This is a genomic window from Paenalcaligenes hominis (assembly GCF_011927625.1).
Classification (GTDB): Bacteria; Pseudomonadota; Gammaproteobacteria; order Burkholderiales; family Burkholderiaceae_B; genus Paenalcaligenes; species Paenalcaligenes hominis.
Map to the genome: position 1 here is coordinate 185,046 of NZ_JAATIZ010000001.1, position 15,014 is coordinate 200,059.

Annotated in this window: 16 protein-coding genes and 1 pseudogene; 15 read left to right on the forward strand and 2 right to left on the reverse strand. The window is 48.6% G+C overall.

The window, feature by feature from the left end:
- Positions 1-56: 56 nt before the first annotated feature.
- From rpsA to cysM, 8 genes are all read left to right on the forward strand, one after another.
- Positions 57-1,775 (forward strand): 30S ribosomal protein S1, encoded by a 1,719-nt coding sequence (rpsA, locus tag GGR41_RS00905; protein WP_077734964.1) that lies wholly within the window; start codon positions 57-59, stop codon positions 1,773-1,775.
- A 3-nt stretch (positions 1,776-1,778) separates the two neighbouring features.
- Positions 1,779-2,084: an integration host factor subunit beta gene (locus GGR41_RS00910; RefSeq protein WP_077733576.1), complete on the forward strand. Its 306-nt coding sequence runs from the start codon at positions 1,779-1,781 to the stop codon at positions 2,082-2,084.
- A 112-nt stretch (positions 2,085-2,196) separates the two neighbouring features.
- A complete protein-coding gene (locus tag GGR41_RS00915) occupies positions 2,197-2,520 on the forward strand; it encodes a lipopolysaccharide assembly protein LapA domain-containing protein (protein WP_077734963.1) in 324 nt (107 codons plus the stop codon).
- Positions 2,521-2,532: 12 nt separating this feature from the next.
- Positions 2,533-3,747 carry a lipopolysaccharide assembly protein LapB gene (lapB, locus tag GGR41_RS00920; RefSeq protein ID WP_167660243.1) on the forward strand — a complete coding sequence of 405 codons (1,215 nt, stop codon included), beginning with the start codon at positions 2,533-2,535 and terminating at the stop codon, positions 3,745-3,747.
- Positions 3,744-4,676 carry a D-glycero-beta-D-manno-heptose-7-phosphate kinase gene (rfaE1, locus tag GGR41_RS00925; RefSeq protein ID WP_167660244.1) on the forward strand — a complete coding sequence of 311 codons (933 nt, stop codon included), beginning with the start codon at positions 3,744-3,746 and terminating at the stop codon, positions 4,674-4,676. Before lapB ends, rfaE1 begins: the two co-directional genes overlap by 4 nt.
- On the forward strand, positions 4,673-5,659 hold the full coding sequence (rfaD, locus tag GGR41_RS00930) for an ADP-glyceromanno-heptose 6-epimerase (protein WP_167660245.1): 987 nt from the start codon (positions 4,673-4,675) through the stop codon (positions 5,657-5,659). Before rfaE1 ends, rfaD begins: the two co-directional genes overlap by 4 nt.
- A gap of 106 nt (positions 5,660-5,765) precedes the next feature.
- Positions 5,766-6,095: a ComEA family DNA-binding protein gene (locus GGR41_RS00935; protein WP_167660246.1), complete on the forward strand. Its 330-nt coding sequence runs from the start codon at positions 5,766-5,768 to the stop codon at positions 6,093-6,095.
- 83 nt (positions 6,096-6,178) lie between these two features.
- Positions 6,179-7,087: a cysteine synthase CysM gene (gene cysM, locus GGR41_RS00940; RefSeq protein WP_167660247.1), complete on the forward strand. Its 909-nt coding sequence runs from the start codon at positions 6,179-6,181 to the stop codon at positions 7,085-7,087.
- Positions 7,088-7,213: 126 nt separating this feature from the next.
- Here cysM and tnpA read toward each other — a convergent pair whose 3' ends face one another.
- Positions 7,214-7,630, reverse strand: coding sequence for an IS200/IS605 family transposase (gene tnpA / locus GGR41_RS00945; protein ID WP_167660248.1), 417 nt, complete (start codon positions 7,628-7,630; stop codon positions 7,214-7,216).
- A 21-nt stretch (positions 7,631-7,651) separates the two neighbouring features.
- On the opposite strand from tnpA, the pseudogene GGR41_RS00950 reads away from it, so the two are divergent.
- Positions 7,652-8,193: pseudogene (locus GGR41_RS00950) on the forward strand (RNA-guided endonuclease InsQ/TnpB family protein); the annotation flags it as partial.
- Between the two features lie 232 nt (positions 8,194-8,425).
- On the opposite strand, the gene mltB reads toward GGR41_RS00950, so the two are convergent.
- Positions 8,426-9,583 carry a lytic murein transglycosylase B gene (gene mltB, locus GGR41_RS00955; protein ID WP_167660249.1) on the reverse strand — a complete coding sequence of 386 codons (1,158 nt, stop codon included), beginning with the start codon at positions 9,581-9,583 and terminating at the stop codon, positions 8,426-8,428.
- An 11-nt stretch (positions 9,584-9,594) separates the two neighbouring features.
- Here mltB and GGR41_RS00960 point away from each other — a divergent pair, with 11 nt between their 5' ends.
- The 6 genes from GGR41_RS00960 to rplS all read left to right on the forward strand — a co-directional run bounded on the left by GGR41_RS00960 (position 9,595) and on the right by rplS (position 14,932).
- On the forward strand, positions 9,595-10,527 hold the full coding sequence (locus tag GGR41_RS00960; RefSeq protein WP_167660250.1) for a histone deacetylase family protein: 933 nt from the start codon (positions 9,595-9,597) through the stop codon (positions 10,525-10,527).
- Positions 10,528-10,607: 80 nt separating this feature from the next.
- Positions 10,608-11,357, forward strand: coding sequence for an electron transfer flavoprotein subunit beta/FixA family protein (locus GGR41_RS00965; protein ID WP_167660251.1), 750 nt, complete (start codon positions 10,608-10,610; stop codon positions 11,355-11,357).
- A complete protein-coding gene (locus GGR41_RS00970) occupies positions 11,358-12,287 on the forward strand; it encodes an electron transfer flavoprotein subunit alpha/FixB family protein (RefSeq protein ID WP_167660252.1) in 930 nt (309 codons plus the stop codon). It abuts the gene before it with no gap.
- A gap of 66 nt (positions 12,288-12,353) precedes the next feature.
- Positions 12,354-14,147, forward strand: coding sequence for an acyl-CoA dehydrogenase (locus GGR41_RS00975; protein WP_167660253.1), 1,794 nt, complete (start codon positions 12,354-12,356; stop codon positions 14,145-14,147).
- Between the two features lie 137 nt (positions 14,148-14,284).
- Positions 14,285-14,452: a hypothetical protein gene (locus GGR41_RS00980; protein ID WP_159436828.1), complete on the forward strand. Its 168-nt coding sequence runs from the start codon at positions 14,285-14,287 to the stop codon at positions 14,450-14,452.
- A gap of 105 nt (positions 14,453-14,557) precedes the next feature.
- The gene (gene rplS, locus GGR41_RS00985) at positions 14,558-14,932 is read left to right on the forward strand and encodes a 50S ribosomal protein L19 (protein ID WP_077733568.1); all 375 of its coding nucleotides are present in this window, start codon (positions 14,558-14,560) and stop codon (positions 14,930-14,932) included.
- Positions 14,933-15,014 lie beyond the last annotated feature (82 nt).

Below are 15,014 nucleotides of genomic sequence, written 5' to 3' on the forward strand. Positions count from 1 at the left end.
GCCTTACGCCCCGTGTGTTCTTGACAAAGCCAGTAATGGCTGATGGATCTTATTTAATGTCCTCCATCTCTACTACCGAAGTATTAGGCGGCGAAAGCTTTGCCGATTTATTTGCAGAAAGCCTTCAGTCCCAAGACCTAAAAGCCGGCGAAGTTATCTCTGCCGAAGTCTTGCGCATTGACCACAACTACGTGTTGGTTAACGCAGGCTTGAAATCCGAGTCCTTGATTCCTCTCGAAGAGTTCTTGAACGATCAAGGCGAACTCGAAGTGGAACCCGGTGATTACGTTTCTGTTGCTATCGACGCATTTGAAAACGGTTACGGCGACACAATCCTATCTCGCGATCGCGCTAAACGCCTATCAGCATGGCTATCCCTAGAGCAAGCTCTAGAGTCTGGCGAGCTAGTTACCGGTACCATTACTGGCAAAGTAAAAGGCGGTATGACTGTTATGACTAACGGTATCCGTGCTTTCTTGCCTGGTTCTTTGGTTGACCTACGTCCCGTAAAAGACACCACTCCATACGAAGGCAAAACCGTTGAGTTCAAAGTGATCAAACTCGATCGCAAACGTAACAACGTCGTCTTGTCCCGTCGTGCTGTACTCGAAGCCAGCATGGGCGAAGAGCGTCAGAAACTACTCGAAACCCTCACCGAAGGTATCGTTGTTAAAGGTATTGTTAAAAACATTACTGATTACGGTGCGTTTGTGGACTTGGGTGGTATCGATGGTCTATTGCATATCACTGATATGGCATGGCGTCGTGTACGTCACCCATCCGAAGTTCTTCAAGTGGGTGAAGAAATCGAAGCCAAAGTACTTAAATTCGACCAAGACCGCAGCCGCGTTTCCTTGGGCGTTAAACAACTAGGCGAAGATCCTTGGATCGGCCTATCCCGTCGTTACCCACAAAGTACACGTTTGTTCGGTAAAGTGACAAACCTAACCGACTACGGTGCTTTCGTCGAGGTTGAAGACGGTATCGAAGGTTTAGTACACGTTTCCGAAATGGACTGGACCAACAAAAACGTAGACCCACGCAAAGTTGTTACTTTGGGTGAAGAAGTCGAAGTCATGGTTCTAGACATTGACGAAGACCGTCGTCGTATCTCTTTAGGCATGAAGCAGTGTCGTCCTAACCCATGGGAAGAGTTCGCATTGAACTTCAAACGTGGCGATAAAGTACGTGGCGCTATCAAATCCATCACTGACTTTGGCGTGTTCGTTGGTCTAGATGGCGGTATTGATGGTCTAGTTCACTTATCTGACCTCTCTTGGACTGACAGTGGCGAAGAAGCCGTTCGCAACTACAAGAAAGGCGACGAAGTGGATGCTATCGTTCTTGGTATTGACACCGAAAAAGAGCGTATCTCTCTCGGTATCAAACAACTCGAAGGCGATCCTTTCAACAACTATGTGTCTGCTAACGATAAAGGTGCTGTAGTTAAAGGCACAGTAAAATCCGTAGAGCCTAAAGGCGCTGTGGTGACTTTATCTGTAGACGTTGAAGGCTACCTGCGTGCTTCTGAAATCTCTGCTGGCCGTGTTGAAGATGCAACCACTGCAATCAACGAAGGCGACGAAGTTGAAGCCATGATCATCAACGTAGACCGCAAAGCGCGTTCTATCCAGTTGTCTATCAAGGCTATTGACAGCGCAGAAACCGCACAAAGTATGCAACGTATTTCCGATGCAAGCGCTTCTGCTGGTACGACTAACTTGGGTGCGTTACTACGTGCTCAACTTGAACAGCAGCGTGAAGACGCTGAATAAAGTGTGACGAAGTCTGAGCTTATTGCACTGTTGGCCAGCCGCAATACGCAGCTAGCCCCAAAGGACACAGAGCTGACGGTAAAGACTATTCTTGATGCCATGACCACAGCATTAGAAAACGGTCATCGTATAGAAATCAGGGGGTTTGGTAGTTTTTCCCTGTCTACACGGGCATCACGTATAGGGCGCAACCCTCGCTCTGGCGAAAAAGTCCATGTGCCCGCAAAACAAGTACCACACTTTAAGGCAGGTAAAGAGCTCCGCGAACGGGTTGATAATGCTTTTTTAGCACAACAGCCTAACTCGTAGCTAACTGTACATGTCTCAAAAACAGGCTCACTATGAGCCTGTTTTTGCGTCTGGGCTAATTACCCCTTTTGCCTTTACAATCAAGGCATCCTTTAATTCGTTGGAGCCATTTATGCGTTATCTCGTCTGGGTATTGCGATTACTGGTTTTTGTCGTGGTGTTATTGTTCGCCCTCAAAAACACAGAGCCCGTTCACGTTAGTTTTTTTGCTGACTACGCCTTAGCTAATGTTCCATTAATAGTAGTGATGCTGGTCACGTTTTTATTAGGTCTGGTGCTGGGGTTGCTACTCATGATTTTAAACATTATGCGTAAAAAACGAGAAATAGCGAAACTTAAGCGTGACGTCGCTCGCTTAGAAGACCAAATTCAAAATCCCGCCAAGCCCACCGATCCTGCAGCAGTAGAAATTATTGCTCCGTTGGCTCCCCTGTAATCGAGGTGCAGAGTGGATTTTGAACCATGGTGGCTCATTATTGTGCCTGTGTTGTTTGGTTTGGGCTGGTTGGCAGCACGTTTTGATTTCAAGCAAATGCTTTCTGAAAGCAAACAGTTACCCGACTCCTATTTTAAAGGGCTAAACTTTCTCTTAAACGAAGAGCCTGATCAAGCCATTGATGCATTTATAGAGGTGGCTAAATTAGATCCAGAAACCACAGAGCTACACTTTGCTTTGGGTAGCTTATTCAGACGGCGTGGCGAAATGGAACGTGCTATACGGGTGCATCAAAGTTTGCTTGCGCGCACTGACTTACCAGAAATCGAAAGAGAAAATGCACAGTTTGAAATAGCCCAAGACTTTTTAAAGGCAGGCATGCTGGACCGAGCCGAGGCAGCGTTTGAGGCAGTATCTCAAGGGCGTCATGCGATAGCTGCTGTGCGTGCTTTAATCCATATTTATGAGTCAGGGCACGATTGGCCTCAGGCCATTGCGACGGTAAAGCGTCTACGCCATCTGGTCGATGAGCCAGTACCTCAGTTGATCCATTACCAATGTGAGCAGGCTGAAACGGCATTAAAAAGACGTGAGCCTCAACTTGAGCAGGCCGAGCAGGCGCTTAATGAGGCAGAGCGGGCTGCCAAAGAGCTAGGCGCTAAAGAGGGGAGCCGAGCCGCAACCGCACGTATCTTTATGCTACGAGCTCAGGTCGCCCAATTAGAACAAAATTTAGCCTTACAGCAGTTTTATCTCCAAGAGGTGCTAAGAGTCGCGCCGCTCTATGCCGGATTAATTGCTGATCAACTCATGCAGTGTTACGAGGCGCAGGGTTTAGCTGATCAGGCATTGCGTGTACTACAGAAACATTACGAGCAATACCCATCAGTCGACGTGTTTACTCAGGTGTTTAAAGCATTGCGCATCCATCAAGGCGCGACGACCGCTTGGACCTTTGCACGTGAAGCCCTACACCAATACCCTTCTTTGTTGGGATTGGACCGTAGCTTGCAGCTTGAGTTACAGCATCCCGATAACCCCGAAGCCGCTCATGTCTTAGGTGGTGATCTCACGCTTTTACGGACCTTGGTTCATAAGCATACCCAGCGTTTAGATCGCTACGCGTGTCAAAACTGCGGTTTTGAGGCCAAACATTTCTACTGGCAATGCCCAGGGTGCACGCATTGGGAAACGTATGCCCCGAAACGACTCGAGGAAATGCAATGAGTCCATTCCCAACTAAAGAGCACATTGCTGCGTTAAAAATTCTTGTGGTCGGGGATGTCATGGTGGATCGGTATTGGTTTGGGGCCGTAAACCGTATTTCTCCCGAGGCACCTGTTCCTATTGTGAAAGTAACACGTAAAGAGGACCGCTTAGGAGGGGCCGCTAACGTTGCACGCAACTGTGTGGCATTAGGGGCTCAAGCAAGCCTTATTGGCTTCATAGGCAATGATGAAGCGGGTACATCCATACAGCAAATGTGTCAGGCGGAACACGTCGAGCCGTATCTATGTATAGATAACGATCTCCCAACGATCTTAAAATTGCGCATTTTAGGGCGTCAACAGCAGTTGCTACGCGTAGACTTTGAGCAAGCGCCTAGTCCAGCGGTTTTGACCCAACTAGAAACTTATTTTTCTGACTTGGTGGCACAGCACCATATTGTTGTGTTGTCCGATTATGCAAAAGGTGCACTCAATCGTGTGGAAACACTTATTCAGACTGCTCACAAACAAGGAGTGCCTGTGTTAGTCGACCCAAAAGGCGATCAATACAGTCGCTATACCGGTGCGGCTAGCATTACGCCGAATCGGTTGGAAATGGAACAAGCTGTAGGCAAGTGGGCATCTGAAGACGATTTAACCGCACGAGCTCAGGCGCTACGGCAACGTCTGAATCTAGAGGCCCTGCTCATTACACGCTCTGAACAAGGGATGACCATGTATACCGCACAGGGGCGTGCTCATGCGGCCGCTGAGGCCCAAGAGGTGTTTGATGTGTCTGGGGCAGGGGATACCGTTTTAGCAACGCTAGCCGTCACCCGCGCTGCTGGATTAAGTTGGGTAGACGCCATGCATTGGGCTAATAAAGCAGGCAGCATAGTCGTTGGTAAGTTAGGGACTTCAACCGTTACAGCAGAGGAATTGCGATGATAGTAGTCACTGGTGGTGCAGGGTTTATAGGCAGTAATTTATTATTGGGCTTAAATAAACTGGGCATCAATGACATTTTAGTAGTGGACGATTTACTAGAGGGCGACAAGTTCCATAACTTAGTGCGTGCTGATATTGCGGACTATATGGATAAAGATGACTTTAGACGACTGGTCTTATCAGGCGGGCTGCCACGCATCCAGGCGGTATTACACCAAGGCGCTTGCTCTGCCACCACCGAGCGTGATGGTCGTTATATGATGGATAACAACTACCGCGTTAGCCTCGAGCTATTTGAATATTGTCAAAAACACAATACGCCTTTTATTTATGCCTCATCGGCTGCCGTTTACGGCGCAGGCCCACGTTATGCGGAAGACATACACAACGAGTCGCCGTTAAATGTGTATGGCTACTCTAAGTTTCTTTTTGACCAAGTTATTCGAAAACACATGCAAAAATTGACGGCACCGGTAGTCGGTTTGCGGTATTTTAATGTGTACGGCCCCCAAGAAAACCATAAGGGTCGCATGGCATCAGTGGCTCTGCATAATATGCACCAATACAAAGCCGAGGGCTGTGTGCGCCTGTTTGGGGCGTGGGATGGGTATGATAACGGCGGTCAGCAGCGTGACTTTGTTTATATTGATGACGTAGTGGATGTGAATTTGCACTTTTTACAGAGCTCTGTGTCAGGGATATTTAATTGTGGTACAGGGCGCGCTCAACCGTTTAATGATGTAGCGCAAACTGTAGTAAATACCATGCGCGAGCTTGAGGGCGATGCAGCGCTTGGTCTAGAGGAGTTAGTGCAAAAAAACATACTGCACTACATCGACTTTCCTGATGATTTAAAAGGGCGCTATCAAAGCCATACCCAAGCTGATCTAACTCAGTTGCGAGCAGCGGGCTACACGAAGCCCTTTGTGGATGTGCAAACAGGGGTGCGTGATTACGTATTAAAGCAAAAGCCACATCTTTAAAATACTGTGAAAACTACGCAAGGGTTCGTTCTTGCGTAGCATTACGAGCTAGGCACATTCAAAGATTTGATGGATGCTAAATGGCCATCATTCCAAGGAGAACAGTATGTGTTTGCTTCGTACTCTATCGCAGCCCAAGCAATGGGGGCGTTTTATTGTTTGCTTAGTGCTTTTAGGGTGGGCGTGGCAGGCCCAAGCCGTCAATTTAAATCAGGCATCTTTACAGCAGTTACAACAAATCAAAGGCATTGGGCCAAAAACAGCCGAGCGTATCATTCACGAACGCGATCGAGCAGGGCCGTTTAGCTCTTTGCAAGACCTATCTGATCGGGTGAAAGGCATTGGGCCCAAGCGTCTTAGTGGCCTGCACGAGGCGGGCTTGACTGCAGAGCCTACGCCTGCCGCGCCGCCTTCAGATAAAAAGCCAAAAAAATAACCTAAGTCACAAGGCAATCAGTATCATAGACTTATACAGGTTGAGCTCAGTCTTCTGAGCTCTATGTGATTAAAAGAGGTGGTATGAAAAATTATCCAACGATAGAAGATACGATAGGAATGACTCCGCTGGTGCGCTTACAGCGTTTGCCCGAGCTTTACCAAATCGGACGCGGTAATGTCATCTTAGCCAAACTCGAAGGCAATAACCCGGCTGGTTCAGTCAAAGACCGTGCCGCTAGCTCCATGATCAAAATGGCCGAAGCCCGAGGCGTAATTAAACCCGGCGATACACTTATCGAAGCCACTAGTGGCAACACAGGTATTGCGCTAGCCATGATCGCTGCGGTGCGTGGTTATAAAATGATTTTGATCATGCCAGACAACTTATCTCTAGAGCGTCGTGCTTCCATGACAGCCTATGGGGCCGAGCTTATCCTAACTCCTGCCGCCGCCGGTGGCATGGAATACGCACGTGACCTCGCCTTACAAATGCAGTCCGAGGGTAAAGGCATCGTACTGGATCAATTCGCTAATCAGGATAACCCCCTAGCGCATATTCAGGGCACAGGTCCAGAGCTCTGGCAGCAAACAGAGGGTCAAATCACCCATTTCGTAAGCGCTATGGGTACAACGGGAACCATTATGGGGGTAGGCAATTACTTGCGCTCAAAAAACCCCGCCGTTCAAATCATTGGGGCACAGCCTGCCGAGGGGGCACAAATCCCAGGCATTCGTAAATGGCCTCAGGAATACCTCCCCAAAATCTATGACCCTGACCAAATTTCTGCTCTAGAGTCCATTGGCCAAGACGAAGCCGAGGCCATGGCGCGTACTTTAGCCTCACAAGAAGGCATCTTTGCTGGCATATCCTCTGCAGGCGCGCTGGTGGCGGCGCTGCGTGTGGCTCAACGCGTTGAAAATGCAACCATTGCATTTATTGTGTGCGACCGCGGCGATCGTTACCTTTCTACTGGGGTATTCAATCCCTAGGGCGCAAACGGTGCAATAAAAAACCCTCTGGCGCATGGCGGCACAGAGGGTTTTTTTATCAAATCGCGCGGAAAACCCCGCCGTTAGGGCGGAGATGAATAGCGCGGACGCGCTAGCGTCTTCGTATCAGCTTGGCGTCTGTTGTTGCTTAATGTATTGTCGGACGATCTCGATAGGCGCACCGCCACAGCTTCCGGCAAAGTAGCTAGGCGACCAGAGGGCGCCACCCCATAGTTTGTTGTGAATGCTCGGATACGTCTTTTTGCGAATCATCCGGCTTGATACGCATTTCAAACTATTTACCAGTGCCGACACGGCGACCTTGGGGGGATAGTTGACCAACAAGTGAACATGGTCGTCCTCACCGTCGAACTCTACCAATTCTGCCTCAAAGTCCGAACAGACGCCCGCAAAGAGGTCACGCAAGTCGTCAAGAATTTCTTTGGTGAACACACCACCGCGGTACTTTGTCACAAAGACCAAGTGAACGTGCATGTTAAAAACACAGTGTCTACCGCGTCGAATGTCGTTGTTTTTCTTCATAGACTAAGTATAATTCTTAGCATGAAACGACGTCAAGCCTATCAATACGAACTCAAGCCCAACGGTGCTCAGCGACGCAATATGCGCGGCTTTGCCGGTGCATGTCGTTTCGTGTTCAATAGGGCGTTGGCATGGCAAAAAGACCGTTATGCCGCCGACAGCACGACGAAATTCAGTTATACCGTTCTGGCTAATTTCCTGCCCGCTTGGAAGAAGGATAAGGAAACAGAGTGGCTGAAACACGCGCCAAGTCAATGTTTGCAGCAAGCGCTTAAAGACCTCGAGCGTGCCTACAAGAATTTCTTTGCCAAACGCGCTGCTTTCCCACGCTTCAAGAAAAAAGGGCAGTCAGACAGCTTCCGTTACCCGCAAGGCTGCAAACTCGATCAGGAAAACAGCCGTATCTTTCTGCCCAAACTGGGCTGGGTACGCTACCGCAACAGTCGCAAGGCACGTCAGCGGTTGGCATCGATATGGGTGTGGCACGGTTTGCCACGCTATCGGACGGCACGTACTATGCACCGCTCAACCGTTTCAAGCGGCACGAAATCGCCCTACGCAAGCGCAATTTGTGTGCGTAGCATGTGGCGTTAAGGAAAACGCCGATGTGGTCGGTGCGATCAATGTATTAAGAGTGGGGCACGCCCGGTTCGCCTGTGAAGTGAGTGGTGCAGTCAGGCCGCCAGCAGCAGGAACCCACCGAAGCGACATAGAGGCGGCTCAATGCCTCCCTTGAACGCCGTAGGAATCCCCGGCCTTTAAGCGGGGGAGGATGTCAAGTGTAGTAAGTAGCCATTATTGCGCACGACGCCGGGCGAGCAGATCCGCAAAATCAGACACGGTACTGGCATAAAAGTAACTACGGTTATAAGACGTAATGGCGTAAAAGTTAGGGGTAGCCAAACGGTACTCAGCGGTACCTCGACTTTCTTCAATTAAGTTAATTACCCCTAGTGGCTTTGACATCCACGCCGCAACGGCACGACTGTTAGGAGCCTGTACGGCTTGCGCTTGTAATAACCCTTCCCAATTGGATTGAGGGATTAAACCGCCATCTACGAATCTTTTAGCCTTTTGGTCGTTTAACTGGACGGGCGCAAAAACAGGTAACCCAGGTTGCCAGCCATGCTCAATTAAAAAGTTGGCAACAGACGCTAAGATATCTGGCATGGAGTGAAACAAATCAATTTTGCCATCGTGATCCGCATCTACGGCATAGCGCATTAAGCTTCCAGGCATAAACTGAGGCAAACCAACCGCGCCAGCAAAAGAACCTGTGATCGTGTTGGCATCAATCTTGCCTTGGTAATCAAGCACAATTAAATCAGCGAGCTGGTCTCTAAATAGTTTTCCGCGTTCCGGGCGACTATTGTCAGGGTAGCTAAAGCCTAAGGTTAACAAGGCATCAAGGACTCGGAAATCGCCCGTATAGCGGCCATAAATAGTTTCTACGCCAATAATAGACACCAAGATCTCGGGGGGAACCCCATATTCTTGAGCAGTCCGTTGAAGGATCTCGGCATGTTGGTTCCAGAAGTCTAGACCAGCTTTAATGCGGATGGGTTCAATAAAGCGATTTTTATAGGTGTTCCAGCTACGCTTGATCTGCCCTTTATTAGGCGCCATAAGCTGAGCGGCTTTCGCATTGTAATGAGCAGTTTTTAATAATGCCTCGATACGCGTAAAAGGGATGCCTTGTAATTGGGCTAATTCCTGGGCCCATTCGTATAAGTAAGGACTGAGACTGCCATCGGCTTGAAAATAATCCTGTCGGCCCTGTACGGACGAACCCGATTTAGGATGAGCCTCTTTATTTAGGGTTAAGGCCGATGGCGTAGCGCCTCCAACCGGCACATGATGGTTAGATTGAGGGTTGTTGGTTTGGGAGGTCGCGCAACCCATTATTAATAAACTGCAAAAACAAGCTTGCACTAAGCGCGTTTTTCTGAACATAATCAAACCTTATGGAGACAATATTTATAACTCATCCTTCTTTTTATCAGCATGAGATGGGAGCAGGGCACCCCGAGTCGCCGTTGCGCTTACAAGCTATACAAAAACATCTAGCGCAAACGGGTCTAACAAACATGCTGCATGAAATGACTGCTCTTAAAGCCAAAGAGGAGGATTTGTCGCGTGTACACAGCCTACATCATATCGCTACTATGCAGCAATATGCACCTGAAACGGGCTACTTCAGCATTGATAGTGATACGGTTTTAAACCCTCATACCCTCGAGGCCGCCTATTATGCAGCCGGAGCCGGAATTTTAGCGGTAGATCAAGTCATGGCGGGCCACGCTCAACGGGCTTTTTGTGCCGTACGCCCTCCAGGTCATCATGCCTGCTTTGACCAAGCCATGGGGTTTTGCTTTTTTAATAATGTCGCCGTAGCCGCAGCGTATGCCATTGAAAGATATCAGTTAGATCAAGTGGTCATCGTGGATTTTGATGTGCATCACGGTAATGGAACCGAAGACATATTCGCTCATCAAGACCAAGTGCAGATGTTCGGTTTTTATCAGCATCCTTTTTACCCCCATGCTCGTCATTTACCCGAAGCTCCAAATATGTACAATGAAGCGGTGCCAGCGGGAACCGAATCTACTGCTATTCGCGACCTAGTAACGCAAAGCTGGTTGCCTCGATTGCGCCAGCTTAAGCCCAAATTACTGTTTTTTTCTGCTGGGTTTGATGCGCATACCGAAGACGCCATGGCACAGATGCATTTAACTGAAGCCGATTTTGCTTGGATTACCGATCAGGTCATGCAGGCAACCGCCATCAGTACCCATGGTCGAGTGATTAGTATGCTTGAAGGAGGCTATGCGTTAGACGCTTTAGCGCGCAGTGTGGCGGCACATATAAAGGTGCTGGCCGGATTAGCCACTAAGTAAGTCCGCTTTTGTGCAACACACAAAATGCTTTATGATTAGTCATTGCACAATCTATTTTTAGCTAAATTGGAGATTGCCTGATGAAGGTGTTGGTGCCTGTGAAACGTGTAGTTGACCATAACGTCAAGGTACGCGTAAAGTCTGACCAAACTGGTGTAGACATAGCAAACGTAAAAATGTCCATGAACCCCTTTGATGAGATTGCGGTCGAAGAGGCCATTCGTCTTAAAGAGAAAGGGGTGGTAACTGAGGTCGTAGCGGTATCGTGTGGCGAAAAGCCCTGCCAAGAAACCTTACGCACGGCAATGGCAATTGGTGCTGATCGTTCCATTCAGGTTGAAACTGATGTTGAGTTACAGCCGCTAGCTGTAGCCAAACTCCTGAAAGGCGTTGTCGATACTGAACAGCCTCAGCTTGTCATCTTGGGTAAACAAGCCATTGATGATGATGCCAATCAGACCGGTCAAATGTTGGCGGCGTTATTGGATTGGCCCCAAGCTACTTTTGCCAGTGCAATAGAGCTTGATGGCGCTCAGGTAAAAGTAACACGCGAGGTAGATGGAGGACTAGAAACGATTTCACTTACCCTACCTGCGGTGATCACCACCGACTTACGCCTGAATGAACCGCGTTATGTGACCTTACCGAACATCATGAAAGCAAAAAAGAAAACCATTGATGTATTGACACCCGAAGGCCTAGGCGTAGATGTGACTCCACGTATTAAAACCCTTAAAGTCACCGAGCCTGCCGCTCGTGCAGCGGGTGAAATGGTAGCGGATGTTGCAACGCTTGTCGCAAAACTTAAAAATGAAGCAAAGGTGATCTAAATGTCGATACTAGTGATTGCTGAACACGATAACGTAGAGCTTAAAAGCGCGACCTTAAATACTGTGGCTGCCGCCTCACAACTTGGAAACGATGTTCATGTATTGGTGGCCGGAGCCAATGCGACGACGGTTGCAGAGGCAGCGGCTCAAATTCAGGGTGTTACCAAAGTCCTTTTGGCTGAAGATGACGCCTTAGCTAATGGCTTAGCTGAAAATGTAGCGGCTCAAGTGCTTAGCGTAGCGGATGCATACAGTCATATCTTGTTTCCCGCTACGGCAGCTGGAAAAAACGTAGCTCCACGCGTGGCAGCCAAATTAGACGTGGCACAAATTTCAGATATATTGTCGGTTGAGTCTGCGGATACCTTCACTCGTCCTATTTATGCTGGTAACGCGATTGCTACCGTACAGTGTACCGATCCTAAGCTAGTACTTACTGTGCGCACTACTGCTTTTGATGGGGCTGAGCCCACAGGGGGCACTGCAGTAGTAGAAACCGTAGCTGCGCAAAACGACAGTGGAAAGTCCAGCTTCGTCAGTCGCGAGATGGCAAAAAGTGATCGTCCAGATTTAGCAGATGCTACTGTGGTGGTATCGGGTGGTCGTGGCCTAGGCAGCAAAGAAAATTTTGCCTTGATTGAAACCTTAGCAGACAAACTAGGCGCTGCAGTGGGCGCTTCTCGTGCCGCGGTAGACGCAGGTTATGCACCCAATGACTGGCAGGTGGGGCAAACAGGCAAAATCGTTGCACCGCAGCTTTATATTGCTGTAGGCGTATCGGGTGCCATTCAACACTTGGCGGGTATGAAGGACTCCAAAGTGATTGTTGCCATCAACAAAGACCCAGAGGCACCCATCTTTAGTGTCGCCGATTACGGCTTAGTTGGTGACCTGTTCGAGGTCCTCCCCGAACTGACCAACGCGCTTTAATCCAAATCAAAGCCTGTAGTTCTGCTACAGGCTTTTTTTATGGTCATCTTTGCCTGAGGAAAAACTATGACTTATCACGTCCCTCGTGCTGATATTCAGTTTGTGTTCGAACACTTAGTCGATGTGCCTGCTTTATTAAGCTTGCCTGGTAACGAGGATCTCTCCAGTGATCTACTGCAAGCTGTGCTGGATGAGGGCGCCCGCTACATAGAGCATGAAGTGGCCCCATTAAATCGAGCGTCTGATCAATATCCCCCCAAAAAAACGGCAGAAGGTGTAAAGACCACGCCCGGTTTTAAAGCCGCGTATGCTGCGTTTCAGCAGTCGGGATGGCAAGGCTTGCAGCATAGCAGCGAGTTCGGAGGACAAGGGCTACCCAAACTGGTCGGGGCGGCATTTGGTGAAAGCATGAGCGCAGCCTGTGCTGCGTTTGCGCTGTGTCCGATCTTAACCGACTCAGTAATTGAGACCCTGATTTTGGCGGGTACACCCAGTCAACAAGAGCATTATTTACCCTCGTTGATGTCAGGGGCATGGACTGGCACCATGAACCTCACTGAACCTCAAGCCGGTTCAGACCTGTCTTTGGTGCAATGCCTTGCTACGCCTCAATCAGACGGCAGTTACCGTCTCCGAGGAGAAAAGATTTTTATTTCTTACGGCGAGCATGACTTAGCAGAGAATATTATTCACTTAGTGCTAGCACGTACCCCTGATGCAGCGCCAGGTATCGCTGGGCTTTCATTATTTTTGGTACCACACTATCTCGCTCATGATCAGGGTGATTATGCCAAAGGCGCACGTAACGATGTCATGTGTGCGTCCTTAGAGGAAAAGATGGGTTTGCATGGCAGTCCGACGGCGGTCATGCGTTATGGCGACGCGGGTGGCGACGTTGGGACTGGGGCCATTGCGTATCTAGTAGGAGAGCTTCATCAGGGCCTGAACTATATGTTCATCACTATGAATGCTGCACGCTTTGCCATTGGCATTCAGGGCTTAGGCGTGGCGGATCGCGCCTTATACCAAGCAGAGCACTATGCCGCGGAACGCCGACAAGGGCCCGATTTAGCACGCCGTTTTACTAGCCCTGTTCCCCTTCATCATCATCCCGATGTAGAGCGAATGCTGCAAACCATGCGCGCATTAACGGAAAGCACACGCGCCTTAAGCTATCATGCCGCTTGGCTGAAAGACATGGCTTTACATCATACGAATCCAGATCAGGCGGCAGACTTTCAACGTCAGCATGAGTTTTTAGTGCCTATAGTTAAAGGCTTTGCAACAGAGATGGTAAACGAGGTAACAAGCTTAGGCATACAAGTACATGGTGGTATGGGTTTCATCGAAGAAACAGGCGCAGCACAGCATGCTCGTGATTGTCGTGTGTTTGCCATTTATGAGGGAACCACCGCTATTCAAGCGAATGACTTAATAGGCCGCAAAGTGTTACGAGACCACGGGCAGCAGGCACTCGCGTGCTTAACTCCGGTTCGTGCCACGATTAACCAATTGCAGCAGCACCCAAATAACACAGAGCTCGCTTTTATTGCTCAACGCCTAGAGCAAGCCTGCCAAGCCTATGAGCAGGCAATCACCGATTTATTACAGCAACATGCGGCGCAGAAACCTCGAGCCGTATACTTTGGAAGTGTGCCATTTTTGATGCTGGCTGGGGTAGTGCTAGGGGGCTGGATGATGGCACGTGCGGCGCAGGCAAGTGTTAGTGCAGATACCGAGTTTCTACGAAAAAAATTTAGCACAGCCGTGTTTCACGCCGCCTATATTCTGCCACGAGCACAAGCGCATGCGCAGTCGATTCAAGCGGGGGTATTTTTAGATCAATCCAGTTGTTATTAATTTCTCATCGACGTAATCACAGCCCTTGGTAACAAACCAAGGGCTTTTTTGTGGTAAATAGGATGCACTTGGGCTTGAGAATAATGCTGTATGGATATACAGTACATTTATTGATCCTACTCGCTAACGGAGTCCTTATGACCAAGCCTTCTTTTGCCCAATATCTTTTACAAAGTCGATCTCACCCTGTGTTAGCTCAAAAAAGTGCGTTTGAACTCTATAAAAGTTATCAGCGCCTAGCATTACGTTCGCGTTGGCCGGCCTCTTTATGTATTTGGCGTCGTTCTTCAACAAATTATTCCTAATAATTTTCTTAATTACTCTATTTAATGATAAAATACCGGATTCATCCTCTGTCGGGCTGTATATAACAATCCTTTGCCCGTATACGATGTAATCTGGAGCTTATTGTGAATATTATTGATATCCTAGAACAGGAAGAAATGCAGCGTCTAACCGCTGACAATCCACGTCCTGAATTCAACCCTGGTGACACCGTCGTTGTTAACGTTAACGTAGTTGAAGGTACACGTAAACGTGTACAGGCATACGAAGGCGTTGTCATTGCCAAACGCAACCGTGGTTTAAACTCTTCTTTTATCGTGCGTAAAATCTCTTCAGGCGAAGCCGTAGAGCGTACATTCCAATTGTACTCTCCTCAAATCGCTACTATCGAAGTGAAACGTCGCGGTGCTGTACGTCGTGCTAAGCTATACTACCTACGTAACCGTTCGGGTAAAGCTGCACGTATCAAAGAAAAATTGGTACGTAAAACCGTTGCCTAATAGCTCCGGTTTAATAAAAAGACACCCGAAAGGGTGTCTTTTTTTATAGGTGAAAGGAGCTATGCAAACAACCGATTTGGCT

Coding starts and splice junctions, on each gene's coding strand:
- GGR41_RS00980 (WP_159436828.1), top strand. CDS start 14,285: ATGACCAAGCCTTCTTTTGCCCAATATCTTTTACAAAGTCGATCTCAC.
- tnpA (WP_167660248.1), bottom strand. CDS start 7,630: ATGAAGAAAAACAACGACATTCGACGCGGTAGACACTGTGTTTTTAAC.
- GGR41_RS00935 (WP_167660246.1), top strand. CDS start 5,766: ATGTGTTTGCTTCGTACTCTATCGCAGCCCAAGCAATGGGGGCGTTTT.
- cysM (WP_167660247.1), top strand. CDS start 6,179: ATGAAAAATTATCCAACGATAGAAGATACGATAGGAATGACTCCGCTG.
- rpsA (WP_077734964.1), top strand. CDS start 57: ATGTCCTCCATCTCTACTACCGAAGTATTAGGCGGCGAAAGCTTTGCC.
- GGR41_RS00970 (WP_167660252.1), top strand. CDS start 11,358: ATGTCGATACTAGTGATTGCTGAACACGATAACGTAGAGCTTAAAAGC.
- GGR41_RS00965 (WP_167660251.1), top strand. CDS start 10,608: ATGAAGGTGTTGGTGCCTGTGAAACGTGTAGTTGACCATAACGTCAAG.
- mltB (WP_167660249.1), bottom strand. CDS start 9,583: ATGTTCAGAAAAACGCGCTTAGTGCAAGCTTGTTTTTGCAGTTTATTA.
- rfaE1 (WP_167660244.1), top strand. CDS start 3,744: ATGAGTCCATTCCCAACTAAAGAGCACATTGCTGCGTTAAAAATTCTT.
- GGR41_RS00975 (WP_167660253.1), top strand. CDS start 12,354: ATGACTTATCACGTCCCTCGTGCTGATATTCAGTTTGTGTTCGAACAC.
- GGR41_RS00915 (WP_077734963.1), top strand. CDS start 2,197: ATGCGTTATCTCGTCTGGGTATTGCGATTACTGGTTTTTGTCGTGGTG.
- rfaD (WP_167660245.1), top strand. CDS start 4,673: ATGATAGTAGTCACTGGTGGTGCAGGGTTTATAGGCAGTAATTTATTA.
- GGR41_RS00960 (WP_167660250.1), top strand. CDS start 9,595: ATGGAGACAATATTTATAACTCATCCTTCTTTTTATCAGCATGAGATG.